The organism is Zhongshania antarctica (assembly GCF_014202945.1).
GTDB lineage: Bacteria > Pseudomonadota > Gammaproteobacteria > Pseudomonadales > Spongiibacteraceae > Spongiibacter > Spongiibacter antarcticus.
On sequence record NZ_JACHHW010000005.1, the window covers coordinates 340,059 to 358,657 of the forward strand.

The 18,599-nt window shown below is 52.2% G+C and carries 20 protein-coding genes; 9 read left to right on the top strand and 11 right to left on the bottom strand.

The features are described from left to right. Nucleotides 1-14: 14 nt before the first annotated feature. Nucleotides 15-1,574 carry a cytochrome c oxidase subunit I gene (gene ctaD / locus HNQ57_RS10825; RefSeq protein ID WP_184462872.1) on the bottom strand — a complete coding sequence of 520 codons (1,560 nt, stop codon included), beginning with the start codon at nucleotides 1,572-1,574 and terminating at the stop codon, nucleotides 15-17. 11 nt (nucleotides 1,575-1,585) lie between these two features. Beyond that, a complete protein-coding gene (coxB, locus tag HNQ57_RS10830) occupies nucleotides 1,586-2,743 on the bottom strand; it encodes a cytochrome c oxidase subunit II (protein ID WP_184462874.1) in 1,158 nt (385 codons plus the stop codon). A 526-nt stretch (nucleotides 2,744-3,269) separates the two neighbouring features. Here coxB and HNQ57_RS10835 point away from each other — a divergent pair. Next, nucleotides 3,270-4,598: an MATE family efflux transporter gene (locus HNQ57_RS10835; RefSeq protein WP_184462876.1), complete on the top strand. Its 1,329-nt coding sequence runs from the start codon at nucleotides 3,270-3,272 to the stop codon at nucleotides 4,596-4,598. Between the two features lie 10 nt (nucleotides 4,599-4,608). Here HNQ57_RS10835 and HNQ57_RS10840 read toward each other — a convergent pair whose 3' ends face one another. Both HNQ57_RS10840 and HNQ57_RS10845 read right to left on the bottom strand, forming a co-directional pair. Then, the gene (locus tag HNQ57_RS10840) at nucleotides 4,609-5,163 is read right to left on the bottom strand and encodes a DinB family protein (protein ID WP_184462879.1); all 555 of its coding nucleotides are present in this window, start codon (nucleotides 5,161-5,163) and stop codon (nucleotides 4,609-4,611) included. Between the two features lie 85 nt (nucleotides 5,164-5,248). After that, nucleotides 5,249-6,145: a LysR family transcriptional regulator gene (locus tag HNQ57_RS10845; RefSeq protein WP_184462881.1), complete on the bottom strand. Its 897-nt coding sequence runs from the start codon at nucleotides 6,143-6,145 to the stop codon at nucleotides 5,249-5,251. 116 nt (nucleotides 6,146-6,261) lie between these two features. On the opposite strand from HNQ57_RS10845, the gene HNQ57_RS10850 reads away from it, so the two are divergent. From HNQ57_RS10850 to HNQ57_RS10880, 7 genes are all read left to right on the top strand, one after another. Further along, nucleotides 6,262-6,864 (top strand): FMN-dependent NADH-azoreductase, encoded by a 603-nt coding sequence (locus tag HNQ57_RS10850; RefSeq protein WP_184462883.1) that lies wholly within the window; start codon nucleotides 6,262-6,264, stop codon nucleotides 6,862-6,864. Nucleotides 6,865-6,940: 76 nt separating this feature from the next. After that, nucleotides 6,941-7,804: a pirin family protein gene (locus tag HNQ57_RS10855; protein WP_184463020.1), complete on the top strand. Its 864-nt coding sequence runs from the start codon at nucleotides 6,941-6,943 to the stop codon at nucleotides 7,802-7,804. Between the two features lie 190 nt (nucleotides 7,805-7,994). Continuing rightward, nucleotides 7,995-8,420: a CBS domain-containing protein gene (locus HNQ57_RS10860; RefSeq protein WP_008253159.1), complete on the top strand. Its 426-nt coding sequence runs from the start codon at nucleotides 7,995-7,997 to the stop codon at nucleotides 8,418-8,420. Between the two features lie 169 nt (nucleotides 8,421-8,589). Beyond that, nucleotides 8,590-9,303: a ZIP family metal transporter gene (locus HNQ57_RS10865; RefSeq protein ID WP_184462885.1), complete on the top strand. Its 714-nt coding sequence runs from the start codon at nucleotides 8,590-8,592 to the stop codon at nucleotides 9,301-9,303. An 82-nt stretch (nucleotides 9,304-9,385) separates the two neighbouring features. After that, on the top strand, nucleotides 9,386-9,553 hold the full coding sequence (locus tag HNQ57_RS10870) for a hypothetical protein (RefSeq protein WP_184462887.1): 168 nt from the start codon (nucleotides 9,386-9,388) through the stop codon (nucleotides 9,551-9,553). A gap of 111 nt (nucleotides 9,554-9,664) precedes the next feature. After that, complete coding sequence (locus tag HNQ57_RS10875; RefSeq protein ID WP_184462889.1) at nucleotides 9,665-10,882, top strand: saccharopine dehydrogenase family protein; 1,218 nt, start codon at nucleotides 9,665-9,667, stop codon at nucleotides 10,880-10,882. A gap of 296 nt (nucleotides 10,883-11,178) precedes the next feature. Further along, nucleotides 11,179-11,508, top strand: coding sequence for a rhodanese-like domain-containing protein (locus HNQ57_RS10880; protein WP_184462891.1), 330 nt, complete (start codon nucleotides 11,179-11,181; stop codon nucleotides 11,506-11,508). 61 nt (nucleotides 11,509-11,569) lie between these two features. Here the strand turns inward: HNQ57_RS10880 and HNQ57_RS10885 are convergent, their stop codons facing one another. The 3 genes from HNQ57_RS10885 to HNQ57_RS10895 form a co-directional block, all read right to left on the bottom strand. Further along, entirely contained in the window at nucleotides 11,570-11,950 is a 381-nt protein-coding gene (locus HNQ57_RS10885; RefSeq protein WP_184462893.1) for a SpoIIAA family protein, read from the bottom strand. A 113-nt stretch (nucleotides 11,951-12,063) separates the two neighbouring features. Beyond that, a complete protein-coding gene (locus HNQ57_RS10890; RefSeq protein ID WP_184462895.1) occupies nucleotides 12,064-12,351 on the bottom strand; it encodes a YheV family putative zinc ribbon protein in 288 nt (95 codons plus the stop codon). Between the two features lie 4 nt (nucleotides 12,352-12,355). After that, the gene (locus HNQ57_RS10895; protein WP_184462896.1) at nucleotides 12,356-14,389 is read right to left on the bottom strand and encodes a M3 family metallopeptidase; all 2,034 of its coding nucleotides are present in this window, start codon (nucleotides 14,387-14,389) and stop codon (nucleotides 12,356-12,358) included. A gap of 113 nt (nucleotides 14,390-14,502) precedes the next feature. Here HNQ57_RS10895 and HNQ57_RS10900 point away from each other — a divergent pair, with 113 nt between their 5' ends. After that, nucleotides 14,503-15,066 (top strand): gamma carbonic anhydrase family protein, encoded by a 564-nt coding sequence (locus tag HNQ57_RS10900; RefSeq protein WP_184462897.1) that lies wholly within the window; start codon nucleotides 14,503-14,505, stop codon nucleotides 15,064-15,066. A gap of 33 nt (nucleotides 15,067-15,099) precedes the next feature. Here HNQ57_RS10900 and HNQ57_RS10905 read toward each other — a convergent pair whose 3' ends face one another. The 4 genes from HNQ57_RS10905 to tsaC all read right to left on the bottom strand — a co-directional run bounded on the left by HNQ57_RS10905 (nucleotide 15,100) and on the right by tsaC (nucleotide 18,507). Then, entirely contained in the window at nucleotides 15,100-16,068 is a 969-nt protein-coding gene (locus HNQ57_RS10905; RefSeq protein ID WP_184462899.1) for a calcium/sodium antiporter, read from the bottom strand. Between the two features lie 34 nt (nucleotides 16,069-16,102). Continuing rightward, nucleotides 16,103-16,936, bottom strand: a complete 834-nt coding sequence (gene aroE / locus HNQ57_RS10910; RefSeq protein WP_184462901.1) for a shikimate dehydrogenase — start codon at nucleotides 16,934-16,936, stop codon at nucleotides 16,103-16,105. A gap of 62 nt (nucleotides 16,937-16,998) precedes the next feature. Continuing rightward, the gene (gene hemF / locus HNQ57_RS10915) at nucleotides 16,999-17,901 is read right to left on the bottom strand and encodes an oxygen-dependent coproporphyrinogen oxidase (RefSeq protein ID WP_184462903.1); all 903 of its coding nucleotides are present in this window, start codon (nucleotides 17,899-17,901) and stop codon (nucleotides 16,999-17,001) included. Between the two features lie 36 nt (nucleotides 17,902-17,937). After that, a complete protein-coding gene (gene tsaC / locus HNQ57_RS10920) occupies nucleotides 17,938-18,507 on the bottom strand; it encodes an L-threonylcarbamoyladenylate synthase type 1 TsaC (protein WP_184462905.1) in 570 nt (189 codons plus the stop codon). Nucleotides 18,508-18,599: the final 92 nt, after the last annotated feature.

The window sequence follows — 18,599 nt, forward strand, 5'->3', positions numbered from 1 at the left end:
TTACACGAGCCTCTTTATTTTACTTCTGGCGGTGTAGTGAAGGTGTGGTATGGCGCAGGTGAAGGCACTGTCCATTCCAACGTTGTACCACCTTCCCAAACTTTCGCATCCGTTACTGGCTTGCCGTGAGTAATTGTTCTAACAATATTGAACAAGAACAGCAGCTGGCTAGCACCGTAGATAAACGCACCGATGGACGACATCATATTGAAGTCGGCAAACATCAGGTTGTAATCGGGGATACGACGCGGCATACCGGCCAGACCCACAAAGTGCTGCGGGAAGAAAGTCAGGTTAAAGCCGATAAACGAGATCCAGAAATGGGTTTTACCCATGGTCTCGTTGTACATTTTGCCAGTCCACTTAGGAATCCAGTAGTACACAGCGGAAGACAGCGCGAAGATCGCACCTGCAACCATGGTGTAGTGGAAGTGGGCAACAACAAAGTAGCTATCGTGGTACTGGAAGTCAGCAGGCGCAATTGCCAACATCAGACCAGAGAAACCACCAACGGTGAACAAGAACACTTTAGCAATCGCGAACAACATGGGCGTTTCAAGAGTGATCGAACCCTTGAACATAGTCGTAACCCAGTTGAATACTTTTGCAGCCGTTGGTACCGCAATCAGCATCGTGGCGTACATAAAGAACAGTTCGCCAGCAATCGGCATACCAACCGTATACATATGGTGAGCCCATACGATGAACGACAGGAAGGCGATTGACGATGTTGCGTAAACCATGGAGTCATAACCGAACAGCGGCTTGCGCGAGAAGGTCGGAATAACTTCAGATACCACACCAAAAGCAGGCAGAATGATGATGTAAACTTCAGGATGACCAAAGAACCAGAACACGTGCTGGAACAATACTGGGTCGCCACCACCAGCGGCCGAGAAGAAGCTGGTGCCAAAGTGAATATCCATCAACATCATGGTGACTGCGCCAGCCAGAACCGGCATAACCGCGACGAGAAGGAAAGCAGTAATCAACCACGTCCATACAAACATTGGCATCTTCATGTAAGTCATGCCAGGCGCGCGCATGTTTACAATAGTAGCAATAATGTTAATGGAACCCATGATCGACGATATACCCATGGCGTGAACCGCAAATATAAAGAAGGTCACACTTGGTGGCGCATAGGTCGTCGACAGTGGCGCGTAGAACGTCCAACCGAAGTTAGGACCACCGCCATCCATCAGCAGGGTGGATGCCAGCAGTAGGAACGTAGGCGGCAGAATCCAGAAGCTCCAGTTGTTCATGCGTGGCAGTGCCATATCTGGCGCGCCAATCATCAACGGAATCATCCAGTTAGCCAAGCCGACGAAGGCCGGCATAATGGCGCCGAAGACCATGACAAGACCGTGCATGGTCGTCATCTGGTTAAAAAATTCTGGCTGCACAATTTGCAGGCCAGGCTGGAACAATTCAGCGCGAATAATCATGGCGAACGAGCCGCCAAGCAGGAACATCGCAAAGCTGAACCACAAGTACATCGTACCGATGTCTTTGTGGTTGGTGGTAAATAACCACCGAGTTAAACCTTTAGCAGGTCCGTGATGAGCACCCATGGTGTATCCCCCTACTGACCTTTCTTGAATTTGTAAATATCAACTGGCTGCAACATGTCGCCCATGTTGTTGCCAAACGAGTTGCGCTGGTAAGTGATAACCGCAGCAAGATCAACTTCGTTAAGCTGACTACCAAACGCCGGCATTGCAGTGCCAGGCACACCGTGAACAACAACTTCCATATGGTCTTTCATCGGACCTGTTGCTATTGGGCTACCTGCAATTGCTTTACCTACGCCACCTTCGCCATTGGCGCCGTGACACGCTGCGCAACCGCTGGTGTAAACATTCTTACCGCGCGCAACTAACTCATCCAAACTGAAGTCTTTTGCCATCAGCTCTTTGATTTCAGCAGCGGCAGCTTGCTTTTCAGCCAACCAAGCATTGTATTCAGGCTCTTCAACGACGTTTACCACGATCGGCATAAAGCCGTGGTTACGGCCGCATAGCTCGGCACACTGGCCACGGTAAACACCGGTTTCAGTGGCTTTAGTCCAAGCTTCATTGATAAAACCAGGAATCGCATCGCGCTTAACAGCCAAAGCAGGTACCCACCAAGCGTGCAGAACGTCGTTCGCGGTAACCAAAAAACGTACTTTTTTGTTGACCGGGATAACAACTGCTTCATCGACTTCTAACAAATAGTTAGAACCCTTTTCTTCAGTGTTAGCAATTTCCGCAGCATCAGTGGTCAGATTTGAGAAAAAGCTGACATTGTCGCCATTGGGGTTGATGTATTCGTATTTCCACTTCCACTGATAGCCAGTGATCAGAATATCGAGCTCAGAATCATCAGTGTCGTAGATCTCAATCAAGGTCTTAGTAGCAGGAACCACCATAACCAACAGGATCAAAAACGGTACGATAGTCCAAACGATTTCCACTTTGGTGTTTTCGTGGAAGGTCGCTGGCTCGGGGTGACGGTCTTTGCGGTAAGCAAATACCGAATAAAACATCACGCCAAAGACCAGAATACCCGTCACGACGCAGACGTAGAAAACCCACATGTGCAAATCGTAAATTTGATGACCAACCTCGGTGATACCAGGGGTCATATTAGTTTGCCAACGCGCGCCCTCTTCGGCCCATGCGCCGGTACTAAAAAGGCTTAGCAGCATTAGCACAGGACTAAGCGCCAGCTTTAAAAGCCGTCTCGCTTGTAAATACATCTCCCGTGTCTCCATGTATAGTTGAATAAAGACCCCGCCGCTAAATCTGCAGACGCAGCACACAAAATATATCCCGCTCTGGAACGCAATCGTTAAATTGGACTCTGAAACAGGCATAGATAAATACCACTGCCCGACCAATAAAGGTCGAATTTTGGCATTTATCTATTAAATTGTGCAGCGCAAACCCGCCTAGACCGCTTTGGGTGCGACAAAACGCCGCAATTATAAACCCGATGAATACACCAGCGCTACTGCGTTAACCAGTAAAGCCTGATAGTCGGAGTCCTAGTAAGCAGTATTTTTTCGGTATATTACTAACTAAAGTACCCTAAGCCGCTAAAAACCACTAGATATAGACAAAAATCTTATTAGCGCCAATTGCAATCTAGTGGCGCGCGGGCGCTATTTTAGTGCAAATTTCAGCAACATTGGCACCAGAAGCAATGTAGATTAGATTGAGTACCCCGACGCAGGCTACAATCAAGCGCCGAGCCCCACGTCGCGCCGCCGCTAAAGAAGCCCAATGCCACATACCACCTCAGCTGAACACCAAGCGGGTATCGCCACACGGGTGTGGGCACTGGCTTGGCCCATGATTTTGGCCAATCTGTCAGTGCCATTGTTAGGTCTCGTCGACACCGCTATTCTCGGCCACCTCAGCGACAGCCGCTATTTAAGCGCCGTCGCCATTAGCACTAGCTTGCTAGCCTTTCTGTACTGGGGCTTTGGATTTTTACGCATGGGCACCACGGGCGCCAGTGCCCAGCTCCTGAACAAACCCAAAGACGCCAATGCGCTACTGCTCAAAGCCGCCGCACTAAGCCTGGTTATCGCATTTCTTATTTGGATTGTCGGGCTAGCCCTCAGTAATATTGGGCTTCAGTTAATGAACACGCCCGATTCACTGCTAGATTTAGCCCGCAGTTATTTACACATCCGCCTATTTAGCGCCCCAGCAGTACTATGCACCTATGTCATAGTTGGCTGGCTCATTGGCCGCCAACAAACTCGCTGGCCGCTCATTATTGCGGTCACAACCAATGGCGTGAACATTGGCTTAGATTGGCTGTTTATTATTGGCTTGGACATGAGTAGCGACGGCGCGGCCCTCGCCAGCGCCATCGCCGAATACTGCGGGCTAATCATCGGCCTTTGGGCCGTGCGGGACGCCATAATCGCCAGCCTGCACCAGGGTCTGCGCTATAGCTGGCAATACGGACCCGCACTTAAACAGCTACTCAATAGCAACATCCATCTTTTTGTTCGCACCGCAGCGCTGCTATTTAGCTTTTCGTTTTTTACCGCGCAAGGGGCTACTTTTGGCGAGGCAACACTCGCCGCGAACGCCATATTGCTGCAACTAATGCTGGTTAGCGCCTATGGCATGGACGGCTTCGCTCACGCCGCCGAAGCCCTTATAGGCGACGCATTCGCCCAAGGTAAGCGCGATGAATTAACGCGAATCTGCTTATGCTGCGCGCGCTACTGCGTCGCTACCGCCGTCGTCGCGAGCGTGTTGTTGTGGTTAGGGGAGGGCCAGGTACTGGGCTTAATGACGGATATTGATGCGGTTCGCCTCGTGGCCAGCGCCCATTACAACTGGCTGATCTTGCTCCCCATATTGTGTGCGCCCAGCTACTTATTAGATGGGGTATTTATTGGTGCCCTAAAAACCCAAGCCATGCAATGGTCTATGTTAGCCAGTGTCGTGCTAATTTATTTGCCGGTGTGGTTATTAACGAAGGAGTTAGGTAATCACGGGCTGTGGCTGAGTTTTTGTGCATTTAACCTTGCTCGGAGCCTAAGCCTCTGCCTCGTATTTAAATCCTCAATATTAAAACCGCTATCTTAAATTCGATAAGCTAGGGCAAGGGCTCAGGCGCCAGCTCATCGATCCACAGCAGCAAATCAGTAACCCCCACATCCACGCCTTGCTGACTCAGCAGGGTGGTCAACTGGCCGCGATGGTGGGTTTGATGGTTAAAGAAGTGCTGTAGAACCAAGCCAAAGGGTTTGCAAAAATCAGCGTCTTTGCTGTTTTTATAGGTGAACGGGCGATCTAAATCTACCTCCTGCAAGGCCTCGGTCCAGTTGCAAACCGTTATATCTAGACTTTTGCGGGCGGGCAGGAAAGTATCCAAATCTGAGTAGATCATTTGATTTATTGCCGTGGGCTTCGCTATTGCAGCCACGCTATCTAAACTCGCCGCCCCTGTAAATGGCCCCACCGCAAACCGTTTCAACCACATCACATCGGCCACATAGAGATGGTTGAGGGTGCCCAATATCGACTGAAAAAACGCACCCATATTACTGCGCAGCTGGCTATCTTCAAGCTTGCTCGCAGCGGCAAACAGGCGCTGGTTCATATCGCGGTTATACCGGCCCATTAATGCAAACTGTTGCTGACGACTCATGACTGTTCTCTCCACCCATATAATCACATCGTTAAGACCGACCCAGAAGGATAAGGTCACACTTGTTAGGTATTAGTTTTCGGTATTAACACACTAAATTTGCGACGGCCGCTTTTATAAAGGCTTCACAGCGAAGGGCTGTCGCGCCAGCCAAATCACGATTAGGCAATATTAAAAACAAATCAGCATAGCGCTCGCCACCCTCGATCATCGGCAGCGGCTTAATTAAACCGCTCGCCAATTCCTCGCGCATCGCCACTGCCGGCAGCCAGGCAAAACCGACGCCTCTGGCCACGGCACTAATCGAGGTCTCCATACGGCTCACCGTTAGTCTTTGCACGGCATCTAACCAACCTGAATCTCGCTGCCGACGCACACCGGAGTCCCGCACCACGATCTGACGAAAAGGTCGCAAATCGCGGTAGTCCAAGTCGCGGCCCAACTTGTGCAGCGGGTGGTCACGCTGGGCCACCGCCAAAAACTTCACCCGCAATAGGTGGTCGCCCAAAAACCCCGGCGGCACAATGCCGGTTATCGCCACATCGCAGCGCCGCTCGAGCAAGGCCTCTTCAGCACCACTAAGTACCGATTCAATACACTCTATGCGGGTATCTGGGCAGTGCGCGCTGAGATCAGCAAGGCAATCCAACATAACCGTGGAAGGAAACAATGTGTCGCAAACAATGCGCAGCTGAGGCTCCCAGCCCGCAGCCACCGACTTGGCAGACTTTTCAAGGCGCAGAGCCTCGTCAATCAGTGACCGGCCTCGACGGTAGAGCATTTGTCCCGCCTCAGTGAGCTCGGCTTTGCGACCGCGAATTTCAAATACCCGCACCCCCAGCTGCTCTTCCATTTTTTGAATGGTATAGGTCACCGCCGACTGACTTTTATGCAATACCTCAGCAGCGCGGGCATAACTGCCTTCGTCCACCACGGCTAAAAAGCAGTGCCATTGCTCAAGACTGGTTCTAGGTCCGCTCATATATCAATAATCTTGATTGTTTATACCAATAAATTGCGCTTTTTAAACAACTTTATCAATAGTTTAATGAGCCCAACAGAAAGTAATTGTCCACGATCAACAGGAGTTACCCCTTTATGAAAACTATCCTTCAGATTAATAGCAGTTTATTCGGCGAGCAGGGTCAGTCCAGCAAAATGGCCAATGACTTTGTAGACAGATTACAAGCTAATAGCGAAGCCAGCGCATTAATTCGCCGCGACCTACACGCCAAGCCACTGCCGCATCTTGACGGCCAGCGCTTTACCGCATTCACCACGCCCGCAGCCGAGCGCGACGCCGCCCAACGCGCGGTGGTTGCCGAGTCCGACGCGTTAATAAATGAATTGCGCGACGCCGATATAATCGTGCTCGGCATGCCGCTTTATAATCTAGGCGTGCCGTCTACCTTTAAGGCCTACATCGACCACGTTGCCCGCGCCGGTGAAACCTTTCGCTACACCGCGAATGGCCCAGAAGGTCTGCTACAAGACAAAAAAGTGTATATTTTTGCCGCGCGTGGCGGTAAATACGAAGGTACGGCCATGGATACCCAAACCGCCTACCTGCGCCATATTCTCGGTTTAATGGGCATTAAAGATATTGAATTCGTCTATGCCGAAGGCCTAAATATGGGTGGTGATGTTGCCGAAAAGGCTCTGGCGGACGCTCAGGAACTCATCCGCCAAAAGGCGGCCTGACCCCAATATTTTATAAGCAACAAAGTAATACCCGTGTTTAAGAATGCCGCACAGCAAGCCTCTCAGGAGCAACATGATGACTACCCGCAGCGTATCTCGAATCATACCGGCCCAAGCCACCTCAGACGGCGCGGGCGTTAAGCTCAAGCGCAGTCTTGGCCAGTCGAACAGTGCCCGTCATGATCCGTTTCTCATGTTGGACGAGTTCTTTTCTGACGAGCCTGCCGACTATCTTGCAGGTTTTCCGTCGCATCCCCATCGCGGTTTTGAAACCGTGACCTATATGCTCGACGGCCACATGCTCCACGAAGACCACCTCGGTAATAAGGGCCACCTTAAAGACGGCGGTGTGCAGTGGATGACTGCCGGAAGAGGGGTGATTCATTCCGAAATGCCCCAGCAAGACGCGGGCCGGATGCGGGGTTTTCAATTGTGGATCAACCTCCCTGCGGCAGAAAAAATGCGGCCCGCTCACTACGAGGATATTCCCGCGAGCAAAATTCCCCGCCATCAACTCGCCAACGGCGGCGAGGCAATTTTGATTGCTGGTCAGTGTCAGCTCGACGGGCAAATCGTGCGCGGGTATATCAATGGCCTAGATGGCCAAAGTCTAAGTACCGATCCGATCTACATCGACCTTCGGCTTAAATCAGGGCAGCGCAGTCACATTGTCTTGCCGCCCGCGCACAATGCCTTTATTTATGTGTATGAAGGTGAAGCTGTCATCGCCGAAAAACCTGTGGCCAGCACCAGCAGTGCACTATTGAGCCTGGGCGAGGAATTAAGCATTAGCGCCAACGGCGATACCCGGCTATTGCTCTTGGCCGCCCGCCCGATAGGCGAAACCATTGTGCAATACGGCCCCTTTGTAATGAACAGCAATGAGGAAATAGAACAGGCCATGCGCGATTACCGCGACGGCGTGCTGACCAGCGGTTAAACTCGCTACAATACAAAACTGCGCGCAGCGGCTAAACTTTATAGGGCGAAACTCTGTCGTAATAGTAACAAGGAGAACGCGATAAACACTGCGCCATTGTCAAATATAAGCGTAAGCTAAACTATTGCGTTGGGCGCAGTGGCTGCATTGCGCTCACCAAGTCAGCCTTATCATAAAATAGGAGTGAATCATGACTAGCTCAATGCTCGTTAAAGACGTGATGAAATCGCCGTCGCCAGCTGTGAAACAGGGCACCGACCTTGGCGAAGTGGTGGAAACACTGCTGAAGTTTGGCGTGTTCGGTTTGCCTGTCGTAAATGATCAACGCGAGCTGGTAGGTTTCGTCTCAGAACAAGACTGCATTCACTCAGTATTAGTCAGTAGCTATCACTGCGAAGGCGCACCGATTGTTGACGACGTAATGAGCCGCGAGGTTTTAGCGGTTGATGCCGAATCGTCTATTATTGATCTTGCTCAAAAAATGGGCAAACTTAAGCCCAAATCTTACCCTGTCACCGAAGACGGCAAGCTGGTTGGACTCATAACGCGCAGTGCCATTTTGGCCTCGCTGTGGGCCAATCGCGCCAGCTGCGATATTCCCAATGACAAGCAGTAAACGCTAGCGCTACGCTCATCTCGGTGGAGCTCAGCCACATACAAGTCAACGCGACCGTGGGTGCCAATACGTACCATACCCACTCAGGAGAGGACGCTATGCAGAGCCTCAACCCGACGCCTCGCGCTTTTCTAAACGTAAGCCCACCATGCCAAATTCTGGATAGCTAATGCAGGGCGTCAGCGAAATTATAGTGTTCACCGCCGGCGCTGGCGCCTGTATTCCACTGGGGGGCTATATCGCCCGCCACACGCACTTTCATCGACAGTGGCTAGCGCGTGAATTCCGCCACGCCGTCATTGCCCTCGGTGCCGGTATTCTTCTCGGCGCCGTTGCCATGGTACTGGTGCCAGAAGCCCTATACCACCTAGGTTATGCACCTTGGGCAACGCTTTTGCTACTGGGCGGGGGCCTGCTGTTCTACAGCTTAGAGCGCTACTTGGACATCCACCGTCACAACGCACCGCAATTTACCGGCATGTTACTCGATTTCATTCCGGAATCTCTCGCCCTCGGCGGCCTCGCCGCCGCAGGAGCAGACAGCACCTTATTACTCGCCGTGCTGATTGGTTTACAAAACTTGCCCGAGGGCTTTAACGCCTACCAAGAACTGTGCGACGCCAAATACCCCGCCAAAAAAGTACTGCTGGTCATGCTCGCCCTCGTGCCGCTGGGCCCTATTTTCGGCCTAAGTGGCTATTATTTTCTCGGCGAGCTGCCCCAAGTACTCGGCGCGATTCTGCTCATTGCTAGCGGCGGTATTTTGTACCTGATTTTCCAAGACATTGCCCCGCAGGTGCCCTTGCGCAAACATCGCGGACCACCGCTGGCGGCCGTCGTTGGTTTTGCTTTGGCCATGTTAGGCAGTATGCTTAGCCATTAAATTATTCTGTACTGGTGAGTATTCGCTCAAGCCGAAAGGTCGAAGACCCATGCATCACCAGCCCCAATTAACGAGTCAATTTATGCGATTGTTTTTCCCTCTACTGGCGCTCACGTTATTTATGGCACTCAGCGCCTGCGGCACCTCAAACTACGATCAATCTCGCGAGTGGCGCCTGCAAGAGTGCGAAAAAGTGCTCGACGACCACGACCGCGCCCAGTGCAAAACCAATACCCCACACTACAATTAGTATTACCACCACCTATAGCGACCATTCCAATAAGCAATGTTGACAGTGAACAAATGGTGTTAAGCTCAAGGCTCGCAATACGCCTTCAAATAACACCCTTGGGAAAAGAACATGGCTGAATATAAATACGATATCGTGGTTTTTGGCGCCAGTAGCTTTGTTGGCGAAATACTGTGCAACTACCTCGCCGGCTGTAAAGAGGAGCCCGCACTCCGCTGGGCCATTGCTGGGCGCTCCGCCGGCAAGCTAGAAGCCGTCAAAGCCAAAATCGGCAAAACCGACCTCGATATCATTATTGCTGACGCGAGCGACGAATCCGCCTTGCGCGCGCTGTGCAGCCAAACCCGCGTAGTTACCACAACGGTAGGCCCTTACGCCTTATACGGCGAAACCCTTGTTAAAGTCTGCGCCGAAACCGGCACCGACTACTGCGACCTCACCGGCGAAGTACAGTGGATTCGTCAAATGGTAGAGCGCTACGACAGCGTCGCCAAAGCCTCTGGCGCACGCATCATCAACTGCTGCGGTTTCGACTCTATTCCCTCTGATCTTGGCGTGTTCTATACCCAGCAACAGAGCCAAGAATTATTCACCGAAAACTGCAATAAAATTCAAATGCGAGTTAAAGCAGCCAAAGGCGGCTTGTCTGGCGGCACCTTTGCCAGCCTTATCAATGTGATGAAAGAAGCCGCTGGCAACCCGGCACTGCGCAAAGAAATGGCCGATCCCTATTCGCTGTGCCCCGGTGAAACCGACAAAGCCCGCCAAATCAATCCAAACCTCGCCCAGTTTGATTCGTTATCAAACAGCTGGACCATTCCGTTTATTATGGCCGCAATAAATACCCGCGTTGTTCAACGCTCTAACTTCTTACTAAAGCAGGCCTACGCCAAACCCTTCTTGTATGACGAAGCGATGCAGGTCGGTGAAGGCTTAGGGGGCCGACTTCGGGCCGCGGCCATCGGTGGCGGTCTCGCTGGCTTTATGGTCACCGCCAGCCTCAAACCCGGGCGCTGGGTCTTAGAACGCTTACTGCCCTCGCCAGGTGAAGGCCCCAGCCCAGAAGACCAACAAAATGGCCACTACGATCTGCGCTTTTACGGCAGCACCGCCAAGGGTAAAACCCTCGTATGCAAAGTTACCGGCGACCGCGATCCAGGCTATGGCTCGACCGCCAAAATGCTTGGTCAAGCCAGTATCTGCCTCGCCCGCGATATTGATAAAAATGAAGTCGGTGGCGGCCTGCTAACCCCCGCCAGCTGCTTTGGTAACACGCTAATAGAACGCCTAAAAGCCTATTCAGGTCTGAGCTTTAGTGTTATTGAGTAAATAATACTTAGCGCTCCATATTGATTCGCAGATTTAACGGCGCCCCAGCACCTCTATGGCGGTGGGGCTTAGTCCGCGGGAAAATCATTTCCTACCTTGACCTTGCTCCCCAATTACTCTTTTTAAGATATGCTTGCTTATCCGTCAGCGCCCGGCTGTTAGGGACAAAAGAGGCTCAGATATTTATGTCAAATCAAGGAGAATTAGAGCATGAGGTTTTCTGAGTAAAACATTTGCACGTTTACGTTTTACCCTTCACTTTAATGTATGAATAAAATTTCTTTAAGAGGATAACCATGGGCTGGAAAACATTGATTAAAACCTTCCTCTTTCTAATCACAATTTTGTCCAGCGTGATGACTTACGCCGACCCAACCTGGATTGATGTGCGTAGCGAATTTGAGCATCGCTTAGACAGTATTGATGGCGACGTACGCATTTCGCACACCGAGATTGTTCAGGAGGTGAGTAAACGCTTTCCCGATAAAAGCACGGAAATTAAATTGTATTGCCTTAGCGGTGGGCGAGCAGGAAAAGCAATGTCTGCGCTAGAGCAAGCGGGCTATAACAATATTAGCAATGCAGGCGGCATTAGCGATGCGCGCGAGCAGCGCGGCCTGCAATAAGTGAGCATTCTTATAGGCCCAGCGCTGCGATCTTTGCGGTATTTAAATACAGACTGCGCGCTTAGCCGAACGTACCCGCGTCGCGCTCGCTCACCCAAAGCAGGGCTTCGTCTTTTTGCAGCGGAATGAAGTGTTCAATCTCGATATTTGGATATACCCGCTTTACTAGCTCGGTACCGCGATTAAACCAGCGCGGTTCGCCAACAATAGCGGTGCGGGTAAGACGATCTATATACTTGCTTAAGAATTTAAATTCTTTAAACAGGCCTCGTATCGTAAAGCCGTCGAAATGTTCAAGTTCGATGAGCACACCCAAATATTCTTCGCTGACGAGCTTGCGCTCGACCTCGGCTAAGATGGTTTCAATATCGGTGTGATTGACCTTGCCGGATACCCTGACGCCCACAACATGGGCGAAGGGAAGGGGTAACAACTCCAGCATTTCTATTCCTCCATAAATTCATTACTGCAAGTATAGGCTCGTTGCAGGGAAATGCGTTCCCCAAGGTGTAACTTTTACCGTTTATCCCCTACTCACCGCGCAATAACTTTCTTTTAATGGTCTTTGCGGCCTTTACCGTCGCGGGGGTCAATTAATGAAACCACGTGAATTTCATCCTCGTGGGCCAGCGCCTGCTCACCGAGGCGCGGGCTATTCACACGGGTTGTCGGCTCCTCTATTTTACCGGTGTCGTCACGAATCGATTCTTTGAATCCGCAGCGAACGCACTCACGAATTTGTTCGAGATCGGATATGCGGTACATCACGGTCTTATCCATTTCTGCGCATTTGGGGCAGACTGCACCGGCAATAAAGCGACGCTGATTAAATACAGTAGCCATGAAATTACGCTCCTTTACCGGCGGTAATACCGGCGTGACGCAAGAGTGCGTCATTGGCTGGCGCCCGGCCCCGGAAATTTTTAAACAATACTGCGGCCTCTTCGGAGCCGCCGCGCTCAAGTATTTCACGACGGAATTTTTCGCCGACCTCCCGGTTCATTACGCCTTGTTCTTCGAACAGCGAGAACGCGTCGGCAGACAATACTTCTGCCCATTTATAGCTGTAGTAACCCGCTGCGTAGCCGCCCGCAAAAATGTGGGAAAAACTATTTTGGAAACGGTTGAACTCCGGTGGCTGACTCACGGCCACCTGCCTGCGAATACCATTGAGCACGGTATCCACTTCCGCCTCGGCGTGGATTTCAGACTGCATGTGCAGGCTAAAATCAAAGAGCGAAAATTCAATCTGCCTAAGCATCTGCATGCCTGACTGGAAGTTTTTAGCCGCGAGCAGCTTATCGAGCATGTCGACAGGGAGCGCCTCGCCACTCTGGTAATGAGCGGAGATATCGGGAATGACCGATTTCTCCCAGCACCAGTTCTCTAGGAACTGGCTAGGCAGCTCTACCGCGTCCCAAGCCACGCCACTAATACCCGACACACTTAAACAATCAATTTGAGTCAGCATGTGATGCAGACCATGACCAAACTCGTGAAAGAGGGTGGTCACTTCATTGTGGGTCAGTAGTGAAGGACGCTCGCTGGTTGGCGGTGAAAAATTACACACCAAAAACGCGACTGGCTGCTGCACTGTGCCGTCGTCTAGGCTGCGACGGCCGCGCGCATTGGCCATCCAAGCGCCGCCGCGCTTATTATTGCGGGCGTAGAGATCTAAATAGAAGTGCGCCAGTACCTCACCACCCCGAGAGATGCGATAGCACTGACCGTCCTTGTGCCACAGGTCTACGCCGTCAACCGCCGCGATGTCGATATCAAACAGCTGGCCGGTGATGTTGAATAAACCGCCAATGACTTTCTCGGCGGGGAAGTAAGGGCGCAACTCTTCTTGGGAGATCGCAAACGAGACTTCTTTTAATTTTTCACTAAAATACGGCACATCCCAGGCTTGCATATCTTCAACGCCACGGCTCGCAGCAAAGGCTTTTAACTCTGCGTATTCACGCTCGGCCATTCGTTTGCTGGCAACCGCCAGCTCCTCTAAAAATGCGATTACCTGGCTATTGGACTCCGCCATTTTACTGGCCAGCGAATAAGCCGCGTAATTTTCAAAGCCCAGCAGTTTTGCCTGCTCTTGACGCAACTGCAGAATCTCTAGCATCAACGGGCCGTTGTCCCACTTACCCGCGTGGGGGCCAAGTGCCGAGGCGCGAGTAACATAAGCTTGGTATAACTCTGCCCGCAGCTCGCGATTGTCGGCGTATTGCATAATGGGCAAGTAGCTAGGGATGTCTAGGCTCAGGCGGTAACCGCTAACACCTTTTGCGGTAGCCGCTTCGCGCAGATTATCCAACACCGTGGTCGGCACCCCAGCTAAGTCGTCGGCGGATTCAATGAGTTTTTCCCAGCCGTCGGTGGCATCGAGCACGTTGTTTGAAAACGCCGTCGACAGTTCGCTGAGCCGCTGGGCTATGGCCGAAAAGCGCGCAGCGGCATCGCCCTCTAGCGCTACTCCCGACAGCGTAAAGTCGCGGAGCATATGGCGAATAGCCTGCTGACGGGGGCCGCTCAAGCTGGCAAACTCAGCGCTTTCTGCCAAGGCTTTAACCCGTTCAAATAAGGGTCTGTTCTGACCCATTTCGCTATTATACGCGGTAAGTAACGGCAGGCAGGCACTGTAAGCACTACGCCAGGCATCGCCACTGAGTACGCTGTGGCAGTGACTGAGAGGTGCCCAGAAACGGCCAATTTTGTCGTCTACCTCTTCTAGCGGCGCCATTAAGTTCTGCCAGTTAGGCGCTGCCTCGCAAGCAACCACCGCTGCCACCGCTTGGCGCGAGGTATTTAATAGCTGCTCGCAGTCGGCGGCTAATTGCTGGGGGTCGAGACTGGAGAACAACGGTAAACTATTGGCAGTCATAACAACTGAAACCCTGTAATAATGGTAGTGAATACGACCAGTGTAACAAATCAACCGGCCGCTTAGCGCTTGTATTAGCGGTGATAGCTTAAATAATAGATGGAGATCATTTGATGATTTACAAGGCCGAAAATTACCTGCGCCGCTTTGAAGAGCACACACCTAAACTTGGCGATAAGGTATTCGTCGACCCCAGTGCAGTGGTGATCGGTGATGTTGAAATTGGCGCCGACAGCTCAATTTGGCCCAATACCACAGTGCGCGGCGACATGCACCGCATCCGCATTGGCGCCCGCAGTAGCATTCAAGACAACAGTATTTTGCATATTACCCACGCTGGCCCCTATAACCCCGAGGGTTACCCGCTGACGATTGGCGACGAGGTGACTGTCGCCCACAGCGTTACCTTGCACGGGTGTACGATTGGCAACCGGGTATTGATCGGCATGGGCAGTATCGTGATGGATGGCGCGGTAATTGAAGACAATGTGGTACTGGGCGCCAATTCTTTAGTGCCACCGGGTAAACGCTTAGCCAGCGGCTGGCTATATGTGGGCAGCCCCGCCAAAGCGGTGCGCGAACTTAGCGAGGGCGAACTCAACTATTTTAGTTATAGCGCCAGCAATTACGCCAATCTCAAAGACCGTCATATTGCTGAGCTATCTCGACCTAAATGATAGCGCGACAAGTTCTAGTCTGAACGAGGGGTGTTAGAACACCCCTGCGTCGTAAGCCAAGTAGGCAATATAGGCAACGTAGATACACAGCAGACCACCGCCTTCGAGGCGCGAGATGCGGCGCGCCTTGCTCGGCCCTCGGGCCACTAAAAAGAAGATACCCGTTAGCAATAGCATTACTGGGTAGTCTCGGCTCATAACGGCCGCGTCTATTGGACCGGGCGCCAAAACACCGGGAATCGCCATTACCCCAAGGAGGTTGAATAGGTTGGAGCCAACCACATTCCCAATGGCGATATCGTGTTCGTTTTTACGCGCTGCCGCCACCGAAGCCGCCAGCTCGGGCAGACTGGTACCAATGGCCACCACGGTCAGACCAATAATTAAATCGCTCAAACCAAAGAAGTGGGCGATATCCACCGCCGACCAGACCAATAAGCGCGCGGAACCAATCAACAGAATGAGCCCGAGCAATAACCAACCCAGCGCCGCTTTGATACCCATGTCTTTGGGTATCTCCGCCTCAAATTCCGCCTCGATACTGTCACCGCTGCTGTGCTTTGCCTCCCACAACTGACGCAGGATCACCGCCGCAAAGCCAAACAGTAAGATGGTGCCATCCATGACGCCAAGGTCGCCGTCACGCATTAAAAAGTAACCCGCAAGCATGACGATGATGAGTAGTGGAATCTCTCTGCTAATCAGTTTCGACTGGACGTTTAGGGGAATAAGCAGGGCGGTCAGACCTAAGATCAACGCGATATTGGTAATATTAGAGCCCAGTGCATTACCCACCGCCAAACCAGCCTGACCGTCGCTCGACGCGATGGCCGACACCAACATTTCTGGTGCCGAGGTGCCAATACCCACCACCAAAATACCGATAACCAACGGCGATATGCCAAGAATATTAGCGGTTGCTGAGGCGCCAATAACAAAACGGTCTGCACTCCAAACCAACAAAACCAACCCAATAATCAGGGCGACTACAGTAACTAACATAAAACGATTTCCAGAATTTACTTCGTTGCCGCGCTTACGCCGACAGGGATTGACGAATTAACTCAATAACCGGTTTGGTGTCCGGCCGCACACCGCGCCAAATACAAAAAGACTCGGCGGCCTGCTCAACCAACATACCCAGACCATCGGACACCGCCCACGCCGTTTCACCCGCTGCCCAGCGCATGAAAGGCGTTGGTGCGGCGCCGTACATCATGTCGTAGGCGCAGCCATCGTTGCTGAGAATATGGGAGGGCAGGGGCGGTAGGTCACCGCTCATACTGGCACTGGTACCATTAATGATTAAATCAAACTGTGCACTGGCAAGCCCTGCGTAACTGCCGCCGGCAATTTTGCCCAGTTTTTCAAACTGTTGCGCCAATTTTTGGGCTTTTTCTTCGGTTCGATTCGCGATTAAAACATGGCTTGGCCCCTGCTTTAATAGCGGTCCCAGAATGCCTCGCACCGCGCCGCCCGCGCCCAGCACCAAAATTCGGCGGTCTTGCATGTCCCAGCCTAAGTTGTCGTGAATATCACGCACCAAGCCAACACCGTCGGTATTGTCGCCATAGATGGTGCCGTCTTCTTGAATGGCCAGGGTGTTCACCGCGCCCGCGCGGCGAGCGCGGCCACTGAGCTGGTCGGCAAACTCAAAGGCGTCGAGCTTAAAGGGTACGGTAATATTTAAGCCCTTGCCGCCGTGCTCAAAAAACTGGGTGGCTACTTCAGCAAATCGCCCCAACTCAACTTTGTGGGCGCGATAATGCAATTGCTGGCCGGTTTGCTCAGCAAAGGCCGCGTGGATCTGCGGCGATTTGCTGTGCTTAACGGGATTTCCGTACACGGCGTAATGATCTATTTTATCCATAAAAAAAGGTACTGCCTTTTATTTTTGGCTTCGAATTTTTAAGCTGGCACTGCCAAATACCGCTATTGTGGAGTTAGCCAATCTCGCACGGGCAAAAACTGCGACGTCAGCGCCGCTTCGGGGCTGCTGTCTTCGGGCTGCCAATTATACTCCCATCTCACCAAGGGTGGCAGCGACATCAAGATTGACTCCGTACGACCGCCGCTTTGCAGGCCAAATAAGGTGCCGCGATCACACACCAAATTAAATTCAACATAGCGGCCACGACGATACAACTGGAAGTCGCGCTGACGCTCTCCCCACGGCGTGTCTTTACGACGCTCTACAATAGGCACATAGGCCGCAGTGTAGGCATTGCCGACCGCCTGCATAAATTCAAAGCAACGCTGAAAGCCACCTTCGTTTAGATCGTCAAAGAACAGGCCGCCGACGCCGCGCGCCTCTTGGCGGTGGGGCATATAAAAATACTCATCGCACCATTTTTTATAGCGCGGATACACGTCCTCACCAAAGGGCGCACAGGCGTCGAAAGCCGTCTGGTGCCAATGCTGGCAGTCATCCTCGTTACCGTAGTAAGGGGTTAAGTCAAAACCGCCGCCAAACCACCACACCGGTGCCTCACCGGGCTTTTCGGCAACAAAGAAACGCACATTGGCATGACTGGTCGGCACATGGGGATTGAGCGGGTGCATCACTAGAGATACGCCCATGGCCTGATAGCTGCGCCCCGCCAGCTCTGGCCGGTGGGCGCTAGCGCTACCGGGCATGGCATCACCCTGCACATGGGAGAAATTCACACCGCCTTTTTCAAACACGGCGCCGTTGGTAATCACCCGGCTACGACCGCGCCCCCAGTCGTCTTCAACGAAATCAGCCTCGCCGTCGAGGGCACTCAACTGCGCGCAAATGCGGTCTTGTAACGACAAAAAAAACTGCTTTACTGCTTCAATATCAACGTCTTGCATTACTGCTCCCCAGCGACTCAGCTAATCGCCATATTCTCAGCCACCACGTAAAACCTGCCCAGTAAGCGCATCGCGAATACCGGTGGGTTGGGCTAGGCCGCCAGTGCGGCCGGGTAAATAATAATCTACTGCCGAACGGAAGTAGCGCTGCACCGCTGTTTGGCTGCGGGCAGGCTCTAAGCCAGCAGGATTAGCCGACGTAGAAACCAAACAGGTATTGGCCGCCTGACAAAGCGCCACCGTGAGAGGATGATTACTCACCCGAATGGCTACACTGTGATGATTGCCGCGAATCCACTCAGGTGCCCAGCCCGCATCAGGCACCACCCAAGTATTTGGCCCAGGCCAACTGGCCATTAACATTTCTTGTACGTCGTCAGGCAGCAACGGGATGACACCCTGGAACCGTGAAACATGGTCAGCAACCAATACCATGCCCTTGGCCGGATCGCGCTGTTTTAATTGCAATATCCGCGCCACGGCAGACTGACTCCAGGGCACGCAGGCCAGACCCCACACCGCTTCAGTCGGGTGGGTAATCACTTTTCCCGCGCGCAGCAAAGCCGCAGCGCGACGCAGACGATATTGGGCAGGCAGAGGTGTCATGATTAATCCGCAATAAAGGCAATAAGAGAGAATAACGGCGCTGTAATGCGGCGAAAGTATACAGGTTTTTCGGCCAGGCATTTTGAATAAAT